The organism is Lysobacter sp. Soil_C_59 (assembly GCF_057656415.1).
This window is the reverse complement of the sequence record NZ_JBDGKK010000001.1, coordinates 294,669-310,682: the sequence shown is the minus strand read 5'-3', so window position 1 is coordinate 310,682 and position 16,014 is coordinate 294,669. Positions and strand designations below refer to the sequence as shown.

Genomic DNA, 16,014 nt, shown 5'->3' with positions numbered 1-16,014 from the left:
CGCTGCAGATGAGCACCTACAAACTCCAATCGGTTTTCAGCCCCGCCTCGGTCGTGGTCGTCGGTGGCAGTACCCGCGAGCAGTCGGCGGGGAGGGCGGTGCTGCGCAGCCTGGTCGATGGCGGGTTCACCGGCCGGATCGGGCTGGTCAATCCGAACTTCGACGAGATCGAAGGCGTCGCGGCGGTATCGCGGATCGGTGACCTGGACTGGACGCCGGAACTGGTGGTGATCGCCGCACCGCACTCGCTCGTGCCCAGGTTCGCCAGCGCCGCCGCCGAAAAGGGGGCTTCGGCGGCGGTCGTGCTCAATACCGGCATGGGCCAGGGCGCGCAGTCGCCGGCGGCGGAACTGGCCAGCGTCGCCCGCGCACACGGCCTGCGCATCGTCGGCCCCAACTCACTGGGCATCCTGGCACCGCATGCGCGCCTCAACGCCAGCTTCGCCGCGCATGCCGCGCTGCCCGGCGACCTTGCGGTGATCTCGCAGTCGGCGGCGATAGCCGCGGCGCTGGTGGAATGGGGCGCGCGCCGGTCGCTGGGATTCTCCGCGGTTGCCTCGCTCGGCGACGCGCTCGATGTCGACTTCGCCGACCTGCTCGATTACTTCGCCCGCGACCGGTACACGCGGGCGATCCTGCTCTACGTCGAATCGATCCGCGACGCGCGCAAGTTCCTGTCGGCGGCGCGCGCGGCGGCGCGATTGAAGCCGGTGGTCGTGGTGAAGTCGGACCGGCACGCACGGCGAGCGGAGGATGTACGCACGCATTGCGCGGCGCTGGCGACGCCCGACGCGGTGTATGCCGCGGCCTTCCACCGCGCCGGCATGCTGCGCGTGAGCGCGCTGGACGAGTTGTTCGCCGCTGCCGAGACGCTGGGCCGCACGCATGCGTTTCCCGGCCGGCGCCTGGCGATCTTCGCCAATGGCCGCGGCACCGGCATGCTCGCCGCCGACCGGCTGGTCGACATGGGCGGCACGCTCGCGCAGTTGTCCGACCAGACTGTGCAGCAACTCGACGCCGTGGCCGCGTCGGCATGGCCACGCACCAACCCGGTCGACATCAACGGCGATGCCGACAACGCCGCCTACACGCAGGCCGTCAACGCGGTGCTTGCCGATCCGGGCAACGATGCGGTGCTGGCATTGAACGTCCCCACCGCGCTGATCGGCGCCGACAGCCGCGCGCAGGCCTTGGCCGATGCCAAGGCGCAGGCGATGAAGGCTGGCGGCCGCAAGCCGGTGTTCGCCGTCTGGCTTGGCAAGGACGAAAGCGCCAGCGCCCGCCTCAATGCCGCACGGATCCCGACCTACGCGACCGAGGCCGATGCCGTGCGCGGCTTCATGTACCTGGTACGCCATCGCGAGGCGCAGCAGGCGTTGATGGAGACGCCACCGAGCATGCCCGACGACCTGGTGGTCGATACCGCAGCCGCGCGCGCGGTCGTCGATGCGGCGCTGCAATCGGGCCGGGGCTGGCTCGATCCGATCGAGGTCGCGCGCGTGCTGGGCGCCTACGGGATCGACATCACACCCACCCTGTCCGCGCGCGACGCCGACGAAGCCGTGCGGATCGCAACGCCGATGCTGGCGGACGGCACGCCGGTTGCGGTCAAGATCCTGTCGCCCGACATCAGCCACAAGTCCGACGTCGACGGCGTGCGCCTGAACCTGTTCACCCCGCAGGCGGTACGCGAGGCTGTCGATTCGATCGTGCAGCGTGCACGGGATTGCCGGCCGGATGCGCGAATCGACGGGGTCACGGTCCAGCCGATGGTCATGCGGCCGCAGGCACGCGAGCTGATCATGGGCATGGTCGACGACGACACGTTCGGCCCGGTGATCGTCTTCGGTCGCGGCGGCACCGCGGTCGAAGTGATCGACGACAAGGCACTGGCGCTGCCGCCGCTGGACCTGCGCCTGGCCCACGAGATGATCGGCCGCACGCGCGTGTCGCGGATCCTCAATGCCTACCGCGACGTGCCCGCCGCCGACGAGCGTGCGGTTGCGATGGCGCTGGTCAAGCTGGCGCAGCTGGTGGCCGACATTCCCGAGATCCGCGAAGTCGACATCAACCCGCTGCTGGCCGACCGCGACGGCATCATCGCGGTTGATGCGCGGATCGGCGTGTCAACGTCGCGCACGCTGCACAAGGGCCCGGGCCATCCGCGCTTTGCGATCCGACCGTATCCCAAAGAGTGGGAGCGAACGCTCGAGCTGTCCGACGGAAGTACCGCCTTCCTGCGGCCGGTCCGGCCCGAGGACGAAGAACTGTTCCGCCGCTTCTTCACCAAGGTCACCGACGAGGATCTGCGTCTGCGCTTTTTCCAGACCATCCGGCACTTCAGCCACGAGTTCATCGCCCAGCTGACCCAGCTGGACTACGCGCGCTCGATCGCGCTGGTGGCGATCGATCCGGACGACGGCGAGATGCTCGGCGCGGTGCGCCTGCACGCCGACGCCAACTACGACCACGGCGAGTACGGGATCCTGGTGCGCTCCGATCTCAAGGGGCACGGACTGGGCTGGCGGCTGATGCAGACCATCATCGAGTACGCACGCTGGCTCGGCCTGCGCTCGATCGAGGGCGAGGTGCTGCAGGAGAACCGCACCATGCTCGAGATGTGCCGCCGACTGGGCTTCACCCTGACCACCAATCCCGACGACCCGACGGTGGTGACGGTGTCGCTGCCGATCGAACACCCGGCTTCGTAGGAGCGAGCTTGCTCGCGATCAGACCAGTCCGGTCGCGTAGAAGGTCCCGATCACCACGAACACCGCCGCGGTCTTGATCAGCGTGATCGCGAAGATGTCCTTGTAGGCCTGGCGATGGCTCAGGCCGGTGACCGCCAGCAGCGTGATCACCGCGCCGTTGTGCGGCAGCGTGTCCATGCCGCCGGATGCCATCGCGGCAACCCGATGCAGGACCTCCATCGGAATGCCGGCGGCATTGGCGTTGGCGATGAAAGTCTCTGCCATGGCCGCCAGGGCGATGCTCATGCCGCCCGACGCCGAGCCGGTGATGCCGGCCAGCGCCGTCACGGTGATGGCTTCGTTGACCAGCGGGTTGGGGATTGCGGCCAGCGCATTGGCCACGACCAGGAAGCCGGGCAGGGCGGCGATCACCGCGCCGAAGCCATATTCCGATGCGGTGTTCATCGCCGCCAGCAAGGCGCCGCCGATCGCCGACTTGCTGCCTTCGGCGAAGCTGGCCATCACCGGCTTCCAGGCGAAGGCGAGGACGGCGAGGATGCCGACCAGCAGCGCACCCTGCACGGCCCAGATCGCCGCCACTTTGGAGACTTCCTGCACCACCGGCGCGGCGCTGCCGATCACCGCCGGGTCGAAGCTGTGGGCCTCGCCGTAGTAGCGCGGGATGGCCACCGTCAGCAGCTTGTTGACCACGCCGACCAGCACCAGCGGCAGGATCGCGACCAGCGGGTGCGCGAGCGTGCCGCCGGCGAACGGTGCCGGCTCGTTGAGCAACTTGTCGCCGTAGCCTTCACCGGCGCTCAGTGCCGCGCGGCGACGCCAGTCCAGGTAGAGCAGGCCGACGGCCAGGATGAACACACCACCGATCGTGCCCAGCCACGGCGCCGCCCAGGTGTTGGTGCCGAAGAACGTGGTCGGGATGATGTTCTGGATCTGCGGCGTGCCGGGCAGCGCATCCATGGTGAAGGTGAAGGCGCCAAGCGCGATCGTGCCGGGAATCAGGCGCTTGGGGATGTCGCTCTGGCGGAACAGTTCCGCGGCGAACGGGTACACCGCGAACACCACCACGAACAGCGACACGCCGCCGTAGGTCAGCAGCGCGCACACGACCACGATCGACAGCATCGCCCGGCCGGCGCCGAACAGGCGGATGGTCGCGGCGACTATCGCCTTGGAGAACCCCGACAGCTCGATCAGCTTGCCGAAGACCGCGCCGAGCAGGAACACCGGGAAGTACAGCTTCAGGAAGCCGACCATCTTGTCCATGAACAAGCCGGTGAACATCGGCGCGACCAGCGAGGGATCGGTCAGCAGCACCGCGCCCAGCGCTGCCACTGGCGCGAACAGGATCACGCTGTAGCCGCGGTACGCCACGAACATCAGAAAGCACAGTGCGGCCAGCACGATCAGAAATGCCATTCCCCGGTCCTTGTCGAAGCGTGTCGGGCGGCTGTATGTCGTCATTCCCGCGCAGGCGGGAACCCAGTGTCGTTAGGTGCAACAACGTGAAGTCGCTGGGTCCCCGCCTACGCGGGGATGACGGAGTGCCGGCAGCCCGTGTAGGCGTGCAGTCTCCGCATCGGCAGCCCTGGCCGGCATTGTCCGAAGGTACAGCAGCGCCGGCAGGCGCGCGGTCCTAGGCTTGCCAGCATGACGGGGGAGGGCCCGTCGGTCATTTCGCTTCCGGCATCCGCCGGGCCGCGGCCAACGATTTGGGACTGGGGAGAGAGCGTCACCATGAATCGCAGCAACAGAAGCAGCCTGAGCATCGCCATTGCCTTCGCCTTGCTGGCGCCGGCCGCCTTCGCCCAGGAAACCACTACAGCCGCTCCGACAGGCGACGCGCAGGCGACCACGCTCAGCGGCGTCACCGTCACCGCGCGCAAGCGCGAGGAGACGCTGCAGGAGGTGCCGGTCGCGGTCACCGCATTCACCGCCGACGCCCTCGACAAGCTCAACATCGAGGACCTCAGCGACCTCGACGGCCAGGTGCCGAACCTGACCATCTACGCCGCACGCGGTTCCAGCAGCACGATCACCGCCTACATCCGCGGCGTCGGCCAGTCCGATCCGCTGTGGGGCGTCGATCCGGGCGTGGGCATGTACATGGACGACGTCTACATCGCACGCCCGCAGGGCGCGCTGCTGGACGTGTTCGACGTCGAGCGCATCGAAGTGCTGCGCGGCCCGCAGGGCACGCTGTACGGAAAGAACACGATTGGCGGTGCGATCAAGTACATCTCGCGCGGCCTGCCGGTCGCGCCGGAAGGCCAGGTTTCGGTCACCGTCGGCAACTACAACCAGCTCGACGTGAAGGCCTCGCTGGGATCCTCGGTCGGCGACGGCGCGTTGCGCGGCCGCATCGCGGTGGGCAGCTTCAACCGCGACGGCTACGGCGACAACCTGTTCAGTGGCCAGGAAGTCAGCGACAAGGAGATCCTCGCGCTGCGCGGCCAGCTCGGCGCCTACATCAGCGACGACCTCAACGTGCAGTTCGCCTACGACTGGATGGACGACCAGTCCGGCGTGCGCGGCGCCAAGATGCTGGCACCCAACCGCTTCGCCCCGGGCTTCCTGCCGCTCGACAGCCGCTACGATATCCGTAGCGGCATGCCGAACGTCAACGACACCTCGATGAAGGGCGCCTCGGCCACGGTCAACTGGCGCATCAACGAGGATTGGGGCTTCAAGTACATCCTGGCCAAGCGCGAGTCCGACACCGAGACCAACATCGACTTCGACACCTTGCCCAACAAGGTCGCCGACGTGAAGGCGTTCTACGCCGACGAGCAGATCACCAACGAGCTGCAGGTCAACTACGATGCCGGCGGCCGTTCGCGCGGCGTGGTCGGTCTGTACTCCTTCGACGGCGAGGCCGGCGGCCAGGTCCTCAACAACTTCTTCAACCTGTCCTTCGGCGACACCCAGGGCACGGTCTACACCGACGCGCTGGCGCTGTATGCCGACTGGACGTTCGACCTGACCGAGAAGCTCAAGCTCGACCTTGGCGCGCGCTACACCGACGAGAAGAAGCACGCGGTGGTGCTCAATCGCTGCTACACGGACGCGACGTTCTCGACGCTGGCGGTGCGCTGCGCGGCCAACAATCCGACGCCGATCGCGGCCAACTTCGACAAGCGCATCGGTTTCGAGAACACCTCGCCGAAGATCTCGCTCGACTACCAGGTCACGCCGGACATCATGGTCTACGGCCTGGCGTCGCGCGGCTTCAAGTCCGGTGGCTTCAACATCCGTGCGCAGGCCACCGCGGTGCCGCGTTCGGCCGAGCCGTTCGATGACGAGTCGGTCGACAGCTACGAGATCGGCAGCAAGATGGCGTTCCTCAACCAGACGCTGTTCCTGAACCTGGCCGCGTTCCACAACAAGTACGAAGACATCCAGCTGTCGGTGTTCACCTCCTACGACAGCAATGGCGACGGCACCAACGATGCGTTCTTCGGCGACTTCACCAACGCCGGCAAGGGCACGGTGGAGGGTGTGGAGGTCGAGTACCAGTGGTTGCCGACGCCAAACTGGCTGATCAGCGGCAACCTGGCCTGGCTCGACGCGAAGTACGACGAGTTCATCTACGCCGGCGTCAACATTGCCGACGAGCAGGAGTTCACCAACGCTCCAGACTTCTCCGGTGCGATCAACCTGGAGTACCGCACCGATCTGTCGAACGGTGGCAACCTGTCGGCTCGCCTGGGCTACAGCTACCAGAGCGAGGTGGTCGCCACCACCGAGATCGTCCGCACCGGCGCGCTGCCGATCACGCAGGACGGGTACGGACTGGTCAATGCCGGCGTGATCTGGCGCATCGACGATGCCTGGTCGCTGTCGCTGCAAGGCACCAACCTGGCCGACAAGGAGTACCGCACCACCGGTTACAACCTCAACGCCGCGTTGGGCGTGTTGACCGGCTTCTACGGCGCGCCCCGCCAGTACACGCTGTCGGCGCGGTACGACTTCTGATGGGTTGCTGAGGTTGCGGTCTCCGGCGTGGCGTCGTCCGCTACGCCGGGGATTGCTCCGCCCCGCGGACGCCATCCTGGCTTTACGCGGGGCGCGGGCCATCCATGGCCCGCTGCTCCGCAATCCCCGGCGCAGCGGACGACGCTCCGGCGCCTGCTTGCCCGGTCTTCGGTTGGCGGACAAACCCGGGCACTGCCATCCACACTGTCACCGTCATCCCGGCGAAGGCCGGGATCCAGTGTCGAAGCGTCAGCCTCCAGGACGCCCTGACGTTCCGGGCCTCGGCTATCCTCCAGTGATGCACCCCGCCACGACGCCATGCTGAGCTTCACCGCGGTCGCCCTGGCCAGCCTGGCCTGGCTGGCGCTGATGTTCGGCACGGCGCTCTACGCCGAGCGCCGGCCGACCGTGCTGGCACGGCACTGGGGACATGTCTACGCGCTGTCGCTGGCGGTGCACTGCACCTCGTGGACCTTCTACGGCACCGTCACCCAGGCCGCGCGCTACGGCTGGCCGCTGCCGCCGACTTTCCTTGGCGCGATCGTGCTGTACGCCGTTGCCATCGCCTTCATGATCCGGCTGGTGCAGCTGGCGCGCGAGACCAACGCCACTTCACTGGCCGACCTCATCGCCACGCGCCTGGGCAAGGACGCGTGGCTTGCGGCCACCGTCACGCTGGTCGCCGCGCTTGGACTGATTCCCTACATCGCCCTGCAGCTCAAGGCCGTGGCGATGAGTTTCGCCATGCTTACCACGCACAGCGGCGAAGTCGCGCCGACGCCGGCGTGGCAGGACAGCGCGCTGTACGTCGCACTGGCGATGGCCCTGTTCGCGATGCTGTTTGGCACCCGTCGCGCCAGTGCCGCCGAGCACAACCGCGGCCTGGTGCTGGCGATGGCGTTCGAGTCGGTGTTCAAGCTGGCGGCGATGCTGGCGCTGGGCCTGTTCGTCTGGTGGGGCCTTGGCGATCTGCCGGCGGCGCCGGCGATGGCACCGCCGCCGCGATCGGCCGATGGCTTCGCGCCACTGGTGCTGCTCGGCGCACTGGCGATGTTCATCCTGCCGCACCAGTTCCATGTCGGCGTGGTCGAGTGCCGCGACGAGCGCGACGTGCGCACGGCGCGCTGGCAGTTCCCGTTGTACCTGGTGCTGATCGCGCTGCCGGTTCTGCCGCTGGCGAAGGCCGGACAGTCGCTGCTCGGCGGCAGTGGCGTGCCCTCGGACCTGTACGTGCTGGCGCTGCCGCTGGCGCAGGGGCACGAAGGGCTGGCGCTGTTCGCCTTCCTCGGCGGGCTGAGCGCGGCGACCGGCATGGTCGTGGTCAGCACGCTCACGCTCAGCCTGATGATCGGCAACCACTGGTTCGCGCCGGGCCTGCTGCGCGGTTCCTGGTCGCGCAACGACGGCAGCGACCTGCGTGGCAGCGTGCTGGCGCTGCGCCGTGCCGGCATCGTGGTGATCATGCTGCTGGCCTGGGCCTATAGCCGCCTGATCGCCGGCAACGACGCGCTGGCCGATGTCGGTGCGGTGTCATTCTCGGCGCTGGCGACGCTGGCGCCCGCGCTGTGCTTCGCCGTGTGGCGGCCGCAGACGCCGGCGCGCGCGGCAGTGATTGGAATAGCCGCGGGTTTCGCCGCCTGGGCCTGGGTGCTGCTGCTGCCGATGACGATGCAAGTGCGCGGAATCACCGCGCCCTGGCTCGACAGCGGTCCGTTCGGCCTGCACTGGCTGGCCCCGGATGCGCTGTTCGGCCTCACCGGTTGGAGCCGCCTGGGCCGCGCCGTCGGTGCCAGTCTGTTCGTCGGCACGCTGGCCACGGTGCTGGCGGCGCTGTGGCGCCGCGAGACGCCGCACCGCGCTCATCGTGGCCTCGATGTCAGGACGCTGCGCAACGCCGGCCTGCGCTTCCTTCCGCGCGAACGCGTGACGCAGTTGCTGCAGGGCGTGCCTGCCGGCGAGCCGGTGGCTGCCCCTATCGAAGAGAGGATCGAGCGTGAACTGGCGGCCGTGCTCGGCTCGGCGTCTGCGCGGGTGCTGCTGGATGCGGCACGACGGTCAGCAAGCGGACACGAACTCGATACCGTCGCGGCGATCGTCGGCGAGGCCTCGGCCGACCTGCGTTTCAACCAGCGCGTGCTCGAGGCGGCGCTGCAGAACATGAGCCAGGGCATCAGCGTGGTCGACGCGCAGTTGCGGCTGGTGGCGTGGAACCGGCGCTATGTCGAACTGTTCGGCTTTCCGCCCGAATTGCTGCAGGTCGGCCGGCCGATCGCCGAGCTGTCGCGCTGGGCCTTGCAGCGCATGCCGCCGCAGGGCGATCTCGAGCGCGCCCTCGAGCGGCGCCTGGGCTTCATGCGCGCCGGTACAGCGCATCTGTCCGAGCGCGTGCTGCCAGATGGCAGCATCATCGAGATCCGCGGCAACCCGATGCCCGGCGGCGGCTTCGTCGCGACCTTCACCGACGTCACCGCGTTCCGTCGCGCCGAGGCCGGCCTGATCATGGCCAACGAGACGCTGGAACAACGCGTCGCCGAGCGCACCACCGATCTGGAAGTGGCCAAGCGTGAAGCCGAGCGCGCCAACGAGGCCAAGAGCCGATTCCTCGCCGCGATCGGCCATGACCTGATGCAGCCGCTGCATGCGGCGCAGTTGTTCACCGATGCGCTCTCGCAGCAGTTGCACGAGCCGCGCCAGCGCGAGACCGTGGCGCAGATCGGTGGCGCGCTGGATTCCACGAGCGACCTGCTCACCGGCCTGCTCGACATGTCGCGGCTGGAGGCGGGCGGACTGGTGCCGCAGCCGCGTCCGTTCCCGCTGTCGGAAGTGCTCGAACCGCTGGCCTCGGAGTTCCGCGCGATCTCAGCCGCGCGCGGGCTCGGCTTCGGCTTCGTGCAAAGCCGCGCGTGGGTGCATACCGATCCGCAGCTGCTGCGCCGGGTCCTGCAGAACTTCCTCGCCAACGCCGTGCGTTACACGCACAGCGGTGGAGTCGTGCTCGGTGTGCGCCGCGATGGTGAGCACCTGCGCATCGAGGTGCACGACAGCGGCCCGGGCATCGAGGCGAGCCAGCAGTCGGCAATCTTCGAGGAATTCCGTCGCGGTGAGGACGCGCCGGGGCAGGGGCTCGGGCTGGGATTGTCGATCGCCGAACGCATCGGCCAGTTGCTGGACGCGCCGCTGAGCCTGCGCAGCCAGCTCGGTCGCGGCACGGTCTTCGCGGTGCGCGTTGGTAATGCGCCGAGGCCCGCCTTGCCGCCGTTGGCGTCGATTGAGGACTCCGCGCTGCGGGTATTGGCCGTGGACAACGACCCGCAGGCGATGTCGGCACTGGCTGCCGTGCTGCGCGGCTGGGGCTTCGACGTAGCCACCGCGGGCAACGCCGCCGAGGCCGAGGCGGCACTGGAACTGATGCCGGCCTCGTTGTGGTTGTTCGACTACCACCTCGATGACGGCGACACCGGCGTCGCGCTGGCGGAACGCCTCGAGGCGCAGTTCGGTGCACGACCGACACTGATCCTCAGCGCGGATCGCGGTGAGGCAGTGCGTCGTGCCGTCGAGGAGGCGGGTCTGTCGCTGCTGGCCAAGCCGGTGAAACCGCTGGCGTTGAAGTCGGTGCTCGACCGCGCATTGGCGGCGCGGGAAGTGGCGTTGCCGTAGCGACTGCATCGGTACATGGCGCAACGTCCATGGATTCCCGCCTGCGCGGGAACGACGTTCAGGCGATCTGTCGCGCCGGGTCGGAGAGTTCCAGTTCGCGCAATACCACGCTGGCCTGGGTGCGATTGCGCACGCCCAGTCGCTCGAAGATCGCCGACAGGTGCGCCTTCACGGTCCGCTCCTGCACGACCAGGCGGTCGGCGATCTGCTTGTTGAGCAAGCCTTGCGCGACCAGTGTCAACACGCGGAACTGTTGCGGCGACAGGCTCGCCAGGCGCGCGGCCAGGTCGGCGTCGCCACTGTCGCTCTGCGTGCGCGCCACCGCCGCGCGCAATGCACTGGGCAGCCATTGTTCGCAGGCGAGTACGGCGCGGATGGCATCGCGCAGTTCGTCCAGGCCGGCGCTCTTGGGCAGGTACCCGGCGGCGCCATGATCCAGGGCCCGCCGCACCACGCGCGGGTCGTCGTTCGCCGAGACCACCACGACCGCCACGCCCGGGTGCTGGGCGCGGATTGCGGCCAGTCCGGCCAGGCCATGGTTGCCGGGCATGTGCAGGTCGAGCAGGACCAGGTCGACGCCGGAATCGGCATCGAGCGCGGCAAGCACGCCATCGAGGTGACCGGCTTCGAGGATCTCCGCGCCGGCCACGGCCTCCATCGCCGCCTGCCGCAGGGCAGCACGGAACAGCGGATGGTCGTCGGCGATCAGCAGGGTCGGCATCGTCGCTAGCCTAGCAAGTGCGCGCACCGGCGTGTCGGAACGGGCTTGGTACGAAAGTACGATGGGCGCCGCCGCTGGCCTTGCTAGGCTGCGACGATGACCATCCGTCCCGATCGACTCGTCCTCGCAGCGCTCGCCCTGGCCACGCTTTCACTGGCGAGCTGCTCCACCTCCACGCCGCGCAGCACCACGGAGGCCGCGCCGATGTTCTCCGCAATGCGCCAGACAGAGCATCGAGGCAGCGACGACCTGCTCAGCGCCGGCCTCGGCCTGACCGGGCTGCGCGCGATGACCCCGCCGGCATTCGCCGACGCCGGGCATCCGACGCCTTCCGAACTGCGCCGCCGTGCGCTGTGGAGCAACTGGCGCGGCATCGCCGACCTCGCCCCGGGCGGTGGTTACGGAGAGCTCTACGGCAGCACCGCCAGCGTTCCAGGGCGCGAGTACAGCGCGTTCGCCACGGTACCCGGCGCCAGCCAGCCGCACCGCGTGCTGGTGCAGGTGCCCGATGGCTTCGACATCGGCAAGCGCTGCCTGGTGGTGACGGCCTCCTCCGGTTCGCGCGGCATCTACGGTGCGATCGCGGTCGCCGGTGCCTGGGGCCTGCCCAAGGGCTGCGCGGTGGCCTACACCGACAAGGGCGCGGGCACCGACTATTTCGATCTCGATGCCGGCCTGGGTGTTCGCGCCGATGGCACGCCGGGCTCTCGCGGCGAGGACCTGGCGTTCGAGAAATTGACGTCGGCATCGTCCGGCGTGGCGTTCAAGCACGCGCACTCGGGCGACAACCCCGAGGCCGACTGGGGCCGGCACGTGAAGCAGGCAGCGCAGTTCGCACTGCGGTCGCTCGACAGTGCCTTCCCGCAGGCCGCGCCCTTCACCTTCGACAACACGCGCGTGATCGCGGTGGGCATCTCCAATGGCGGTGGCGCGGTGCTGCGTGCTGCCGAACTCGACGGCGACTGGCTCGACGCGGTCGTCGCCGGCGAACCCAACATCTACTCGGAAGGCGAGGGCAGTCGTCCGCTGTACGACTTCACGACCGAGGCCGCGCTGCTGATGCCGTGCGCCTTGCTGCACATGCAGAACCTGCCGCAGCCGCCGCTGACGGCGCAGGCCGCGCCGTTGTGGACGCAGCGCTGCGCCGCACTGAAGGCGACTGGCCTGATCGAGGGCAGTGATACCCAGGCCCAGGCGAAGTCCGCGTACGACTCGCTCAAGGCCCACGGCTGGAGCGACGAGGCCCTGCGCGCGGGTGCGCTGTCGGTTGGTTTCGACCTGTGGCGCGCAGTGGCGGTGACCTACGCATCGTCCTATGGACGCTATGCCTTTGGCGCCATGCCGTGCGGCAACCGCTTCACCGCGCTGGGCCCGGACTTCAGCCCGCGCGATGCCACCGCAGCCGAGCGCGCCGCCTGGTGGTCCGACGCCAGCGGCATCCCGCCCGGTGCCGGCGTCAACATCCTCGAAGAGCATCCGACCTCGCCGCTGACGACGCTGCAGTGCCTGCGTGCGTTGTGGACCGGCGACGACGCCAATGCCCAGCGCGTGCGCAAGGGCATCGCCGAAACGCGCGCCGCATTGCCGCGAAAGGGTCTGCCAGTGGTGGTCATCCACGGCAGCGACGACGGCCTGGTCCCGGCAGCGTTCACCAGCGCGCCGTACGTGAAGCAGGCGCAGGCGGCTGGTCGTGACGTGCGCTACTGGCAGGTGCGCAACGCCCAGCACTTCGATGCCTTCCTCGGGCTGCCCGACTACGGCGCGCGCTACCTGCCGTTGCTGCCGTACGTCTACGCAGCGCTCGACCGGGTCAGCGCGACGCTGGACGGCAAAGCCACGCTGCCGGCCGATGCGGTGATCGCGACCACGCCGCGCGCGGGCAAGCCGCTGGAGGCGGCGAACCTGGCGATGCCGCGCTGAGGCCCTTCTCCGGCAAGCGCGAGAGGGGGCCGAACACGGAGCTCTTGCCCCCTTAACGTCGTATTTGGCACGCTGACAGGCCTTGATGACCTTGATGGGTTGGGAGCGCCGCATGCCGCGCCACTTTTCGATGCTGCGCGAGTTCCATCTCGCCGACTGGTTCACGCTCGCCAATGCCTTCTGCGGCACCGGCGCGATCTTCGCCGCGATGCGCTTCCTGCAGGAGGGCGGGGTACGCGACCTGCTGATCGGCATGGCGCTGATCCCGCTGGCTTTCATCTTCGACGCGCTCGACGGCCGCGTGGCGCGCTGGCGCAATTCCGCCTCGACCCTGGGCCGTGAACTCGACTCGCTGGCCGACGTGATCTCCTTCGGCGTCGCCCCGGCCGCACTGGCCTATGCCTGCGGCCTGCAGGGCGGTTGGGACTGGGTCGTGCTGAGCTACTTCGTCGGCTGTGGCGTGAGCCGCCTGGCGCGCTACAACGTCACCGCCGAGCAGTTGTCCGGCGGCGGCGACAAGGTCAAGTTCTTCGAAGGCACGCCGATCCCGACCAGCCTGGCGCTGGTGGTGGTGCTGGCCGTGGCCGCCTGGCAGGGCGCGATCGGTCCCGACCTGTGGCTGGGCATGATCAAGCTGGGGCCATGGCAGTTCCATCCGCTGGTGCTGATGTTCGCCCTGTCGGGGTCGCTGATGATCAGCAAGACCTTGCACATTCCCAAGCCGTGAAAGGCGTGGCCATGAGGCTTTCGAGCGTCCCCGTCGCAGTCGCGCAACATGACGGTTGCTAACATGGCCGGGTTGATGCGGAGGCAGCGATGAAGCAGGACGATTTCGAAGCGTGGACGCGGCAGTACTGGAAGGCCTGGGGCGACAGCCTGCGTTCGGCGACGACGCCTGAAACGCCGGGTGTGCCCGGCTGGAACGAAGCGATGAACTGGTGGTCGCAACTGGCCAAGGGCGGCATGCCGCAGGGCGACGAGGCCGTGTCGCGCTTCAGTTCGCAGGCGCAGGGCTGGTTCGGGCAGATGCAGCAACTGGCGGCACAGTTTGCCGGTCGCAGCGCCAGCCCCACCGACATCACCGCCGCCTGGAAGAAGGCACTCGGCGGCGATGGCGCCAATCCGTTCGCGCAGATGTTCGGCACGATGCCGGGCAGTGACAGCACCGATCCTTACAGCAGCGATCCCTCGCAGTGGTTCGACCAGGCTGCACCGTGGCTGCAGAAGATGCAGCGCGATGGCCGTTCGTTGCTGGGCCTGCCCGCGTTCGGATTCGCCCGCGAGCACCAGGAGCGCTGGCAGCACCTGATGCAGGCGCAGGTCGACCTGCAGCAGCAAAGCCAGGCCTACCAGACCCTGCTGGCCGAAGCCGGCCAGGACGCTTTCGTCCGCTTCGAGCGCAAGCTCGGCGAGCGCAGCGCACCGGGTCGCCAGCTGGAGTCGGTGCGCGCGTTGTTCGACCTGTGGATCGATGCCGCCGAGGAGGCCTACGCCGACATCGCGCTGTCGCCTCGCTTCCGCGACGCCTATGCGGCGCTGGTCAATGCACAGATGACCCTGCGCGGTCGCCAGCAGACGATCGTCGAGCAGGCCAGCGCGCAGATGGGCATGCCGACCCGGACCGAACTGGATTCGGCGCATCGCAAGATCGTCCAGCTCGAGCGCGAACTGCGGCGCCTGCGTGATGCCGTGCAGGCCAATGCCGCGCGCGGCGGACGAAGCGAAGCGCCCAGGCAGGCGGCCGAACCGGCACCGGAGGACGCGCCAAGGCCCGAGCCGAAAGCGCGCAAGGCGGCACCGGCCAGCAGCGCAGCCAAGCCCGCGCGCGGCGCGGCGAAACCGAGCACGAGGAAGCGCTGAAGATGGATGGATTCGGTAACGGCCCGCTCGGCTTCACGCCGCAGTCCCTGGCAGAAGAATCGCTGCGCTTCCAGGCCAAGCTCCGCGCCGGCCTGGAGACGCTGCATCAGGTCCATGACGTCGACTACGGTGCGACCGCACGCGAGGAAGTCTGGCGCGACGGCAAGGTCGTGCTGTACCGCTTCCGCGGTGAGCGCGCGCCCACTGCGCGGGTGCCTTTGCTGATCGTCTACGCCCTGGTCAACCGCCCCTACATGGTCGACCTGCAGGAAGACAAATCGCTCGTGCGCGGCCTGCTCGAGCGCGGCGAGGATGTCTACGTGCTGGATTGGGGCTACCCCGACCGCTCAGACCGCTACCTCGAGCTGGAGGACTATATCCAGCGCTACATCGGCGGCGCCATCGACCACCTGTGCGGCGAATACCGCCTCGATGCCGTCAACCTGCTCGGCATCTGCCAGGGCGGCGCGTTCTCGCTGTGCCATGCCGCGCTCAATCCGCACAAGGTCCACAACCTGATCACGATGGTCACGCCGGTGGATTTCCACACCAGCGACAACATGCTGGGCAACTGGACGCGCGGGCTCGACATCGACCTGTTCGTCGATACGCTCGGCAACGTCCCGGCCGACGTGATGAACTGGTGCTACCTCACGCTCAAGCCATGGCGCCTGTTCGTGCAGAAGTACGTCGGCCTGGTCGACGTGCTCGACGACCGCAAGGCGCTGGAAGACTTCCTGCGCATGGAGAAGTGGATCTTCGATTCGCCCGACCAGGCCGGCGAAGCGTTCCGCCAGTTCGTCAAGCAGTTCTACCAGGGCAATGGATTCGTCAAGGGTGGCATCGACATCGGCGGACGCCCGGTCGACCTGCGCAACGTCGACATGCCGGTGCTCAACATCTACGCCGAGCAGGACCACCTGGTGCCGCCGTCGTCGTCCAGGGTGCTGGCCGACCTGGTCGGCAGCGACGACTACAGCGAGCTGTCGTTCAAGGGCGGCCATATCGGCATCTACGTCTCCAGCCGCGCGCAGCGCGAAGTGCCGGCGGCGATCCACGAGTGGCTCGGCGCGCGTTCGCGCTGAGCCTCATCGACGGCTTCGGTTTTTGTAGAAAGGCGGACCAATCGACAGATCGCGACAGCGGCGTCATGGCACAGTCAGCGACCCCACC

Annotated in this window: 9 protein-coding genes; 7 read left to right on the top strand and 2 right to left on the bottom strand. The window is 68.4% G+C overall.

Annotation, left to right across the window (positions count from 1 at the left end; translation table 11 throughout):
* Positions 1 to 8: 8 nt before the first annotated feature.
* Positions 9 to 2,711, top strand: coding sequence for a bifunctional acetate--CoA ligase family protein/GNAT family N-acetyltransferase (locus AC3A3Q_RS01350; RefSeq protein ID WP_487584548.1), 2,703 nt, complete (start codon positions 9 to 11; stop codon positions 2,709 to 2,711).
* A gap of 18 nt (positions 2,712 to 2,729) precedes the next feature.
* On the opposite strand, the gene AC3A3Q_RS01345 is transcribed toward AC3A3Q_RS01350, so the two are convergent.
* Complete coding sequence (locus AC3A3Q_RS01345; protein WP_487584547.1) at positions 2,730 to 4,127, bottom strand: GntP family permease; 1,398 nt, start codon at positions 4,125 to 4,127, stop codon at positions 2,730 to 2,732.
* A 318-nt stretch (positions 4,128 to 4,445) separates the two neighbouring features.
* On the opposite strand from AC3A3Q_RS01345, the gene AC3A3Q_RS01340 reads away from it, so the two are divergent.
* Together AC3A3Q_RS01340 and AC3A3Q_RS01335 are read left to right on the top strand one after the other, a co-directional pair.
* Positions 4,446 to 6,683, top strand: a complete 2,238-nt coding sequence (locus AC3A3Q_RS01340) for a TonB-dependent receptor (RefSeq protein WP_487584546.1) — start codon at positions 4,446 to 4,448, stop codon at positions 6,681 to 6,683.
* Positions 6,684 to 7,001: 318 nt separating this feature from the next.
* Positions 7,002 to 10,340, top strand: a complete 3,339-nt coding sequence (locus AC3A3Q_RS01335) for a hybrid sensor histidine kinase/response regulator (protein WP_487584545.1) — start codon at positions 7,002 to 7,004, stop codon at positions 10,338 to 10,340.
* A 58-nt stretch (positions 10,341 to 10,398) separates the two neighbouring features.
* Here the strand turns inward: AC3A3Q_RS01335 and AC3A3Q_RS01330 are convergent, their stop codons facing one another.
* On the bottom strand, positions 10,399 to 11,061 hold the full coding sequence (locus AC3A3Q_RS01330; RefSeq protein ID WP_200604932.1) for a response regulator transcription factor: 663 nt from the start codon (positions 11,059 to 11,061) through the stop codon (positions 10,399 to 10,401).
* Between the two features lie 96 nt (positions 11,062 to 11,157).
* Between AC3A3Q_RS01330 and AC3A3Q_RS01325 the strand changes: the two genes are divergently transcribed.
* The 4 genes from AC3A3Q_RS01325 (at position 11,158) to AC3A3Q_RS01310 (ending at position 15,926) form a co-directional block, all read left to right on the top strand.
* A complete protein-coding gene (locus AC3A3Q_RS01325) occupies positions 11,158 to 12,981 on the top strand; it encodes a 3-hydroxybutyrate oligomer hydrolase family protein (protein WP_487584544.1) in 1,824 nt (607 codons plus the stop codon).
* Between the two features lie 112 nt (positions 12,982 to 13,093).
* A complete protein-coding gene (locus tag AC3A3Q_RS01320; protein ID WP_487584543.1) occupies positions 13,094 to 13,708 on the top strand; it encodes a CDP-alcohol phosphatidyltransferase family protein in 615 nt (204 codons plus the stop codon).
* Between the two features lie 89 nt (positions 13,709 to 13,797).
* A complete protein-coding gene (gene phaE / locus AC3A3Q_RS01315; RefSeq protein WP_487584542.1) occupies positions 13,798 to 14,841 on the top strand; it encodes a class III poly(R)-hydroxyalkanoic acid synthase subunit PhaE in 1,044 nt (347 codons plus the stop codon).
* Between the two features lie 2 nt (positions 14,842 to 14,843).
* Positions 14,844 to 15,926 (top strand): class III poly(R)-hydroxyalkanoic acid synthase subunit PhaC, encoded by a 1,083-nt coding sequence (locus tag AC3A3Q_RS01310; protein ID WP_487584541.1) that lies wholly within the window; start codon positions 14,844 to 14,846, stop codon positions 15,924 to 15,926.
* Positions 15,927 to 16,014 lie beyond the last annotated feature (88 nt).

Bases quoted from the DNA above. Each gene is read 5' to 3' on its own strand.
- AC3A3Q_RS01350 (WP_487584548.1), top strand. From the start codon at position 9: ATGAGCACCTACAAACTCCAATCGGTTTTCAGCCCCGCCTCGGTCGTG.
- AC3A3Q_RS01345 (WP_487584547.1), bottom strand. From the start codon at position 4,127: ATGGCATTTCTGATCGTGCTGGCCGCACTGTGCTTTCTGATGTTCGTG.
- AC3A3Q_RS01340 (WP_487584546.1), top strand. From the start codon at position 4,446: ATGAATCGCAGCAACAGAAGCAGCCTGAGCATCGCCATTGCCTTCGCC.
- AC3A3Q_RS01335 (WP_487584545.1), top strand. From the start codon at position 7,002: ATGCTGAGCTTCACCGCGGTCGCCCTGGCCAGCCTGGCCTGGCTGGCG.
- AC3A3Q_RS01330 (WP_200604932.1), bottom strand. From the start codon at position 11,061: ATGCCGACCCTGCTGATCGCCGACGACCATCCGCTGTTCCGTGCTGCC.
- AC3A3Q_RS01325 (WP_487584544.1), top strand. From the start codon at position 11,158: ATGACCATCCGTCCCGATCGACTCGTCCTCGCAGCGCTCGCCCTGGCC.
- AC3A3Q_RS01320 (WP_487584543.1), top strand. From the start codon at position 13,094: ATGCCGCGCCACTTTTCGATGCTGCGCGAGTTCCATCTCGCCGACTGG.
- phaE (WP_487584542.1), top strand. From the start codon at position 13,798: ATGAAGCAGGACGATTTCGAAGCGTGGACGCGGCAGTACTGGAAGGCC.
- AC3A3Q_RS01310 (WP_487584541.1), top strand. From the start codon at position 14,844: ATGGATGGATTCGGTAACGGCCCGCTCGGCTTCACGCCGCAGTCCCTG.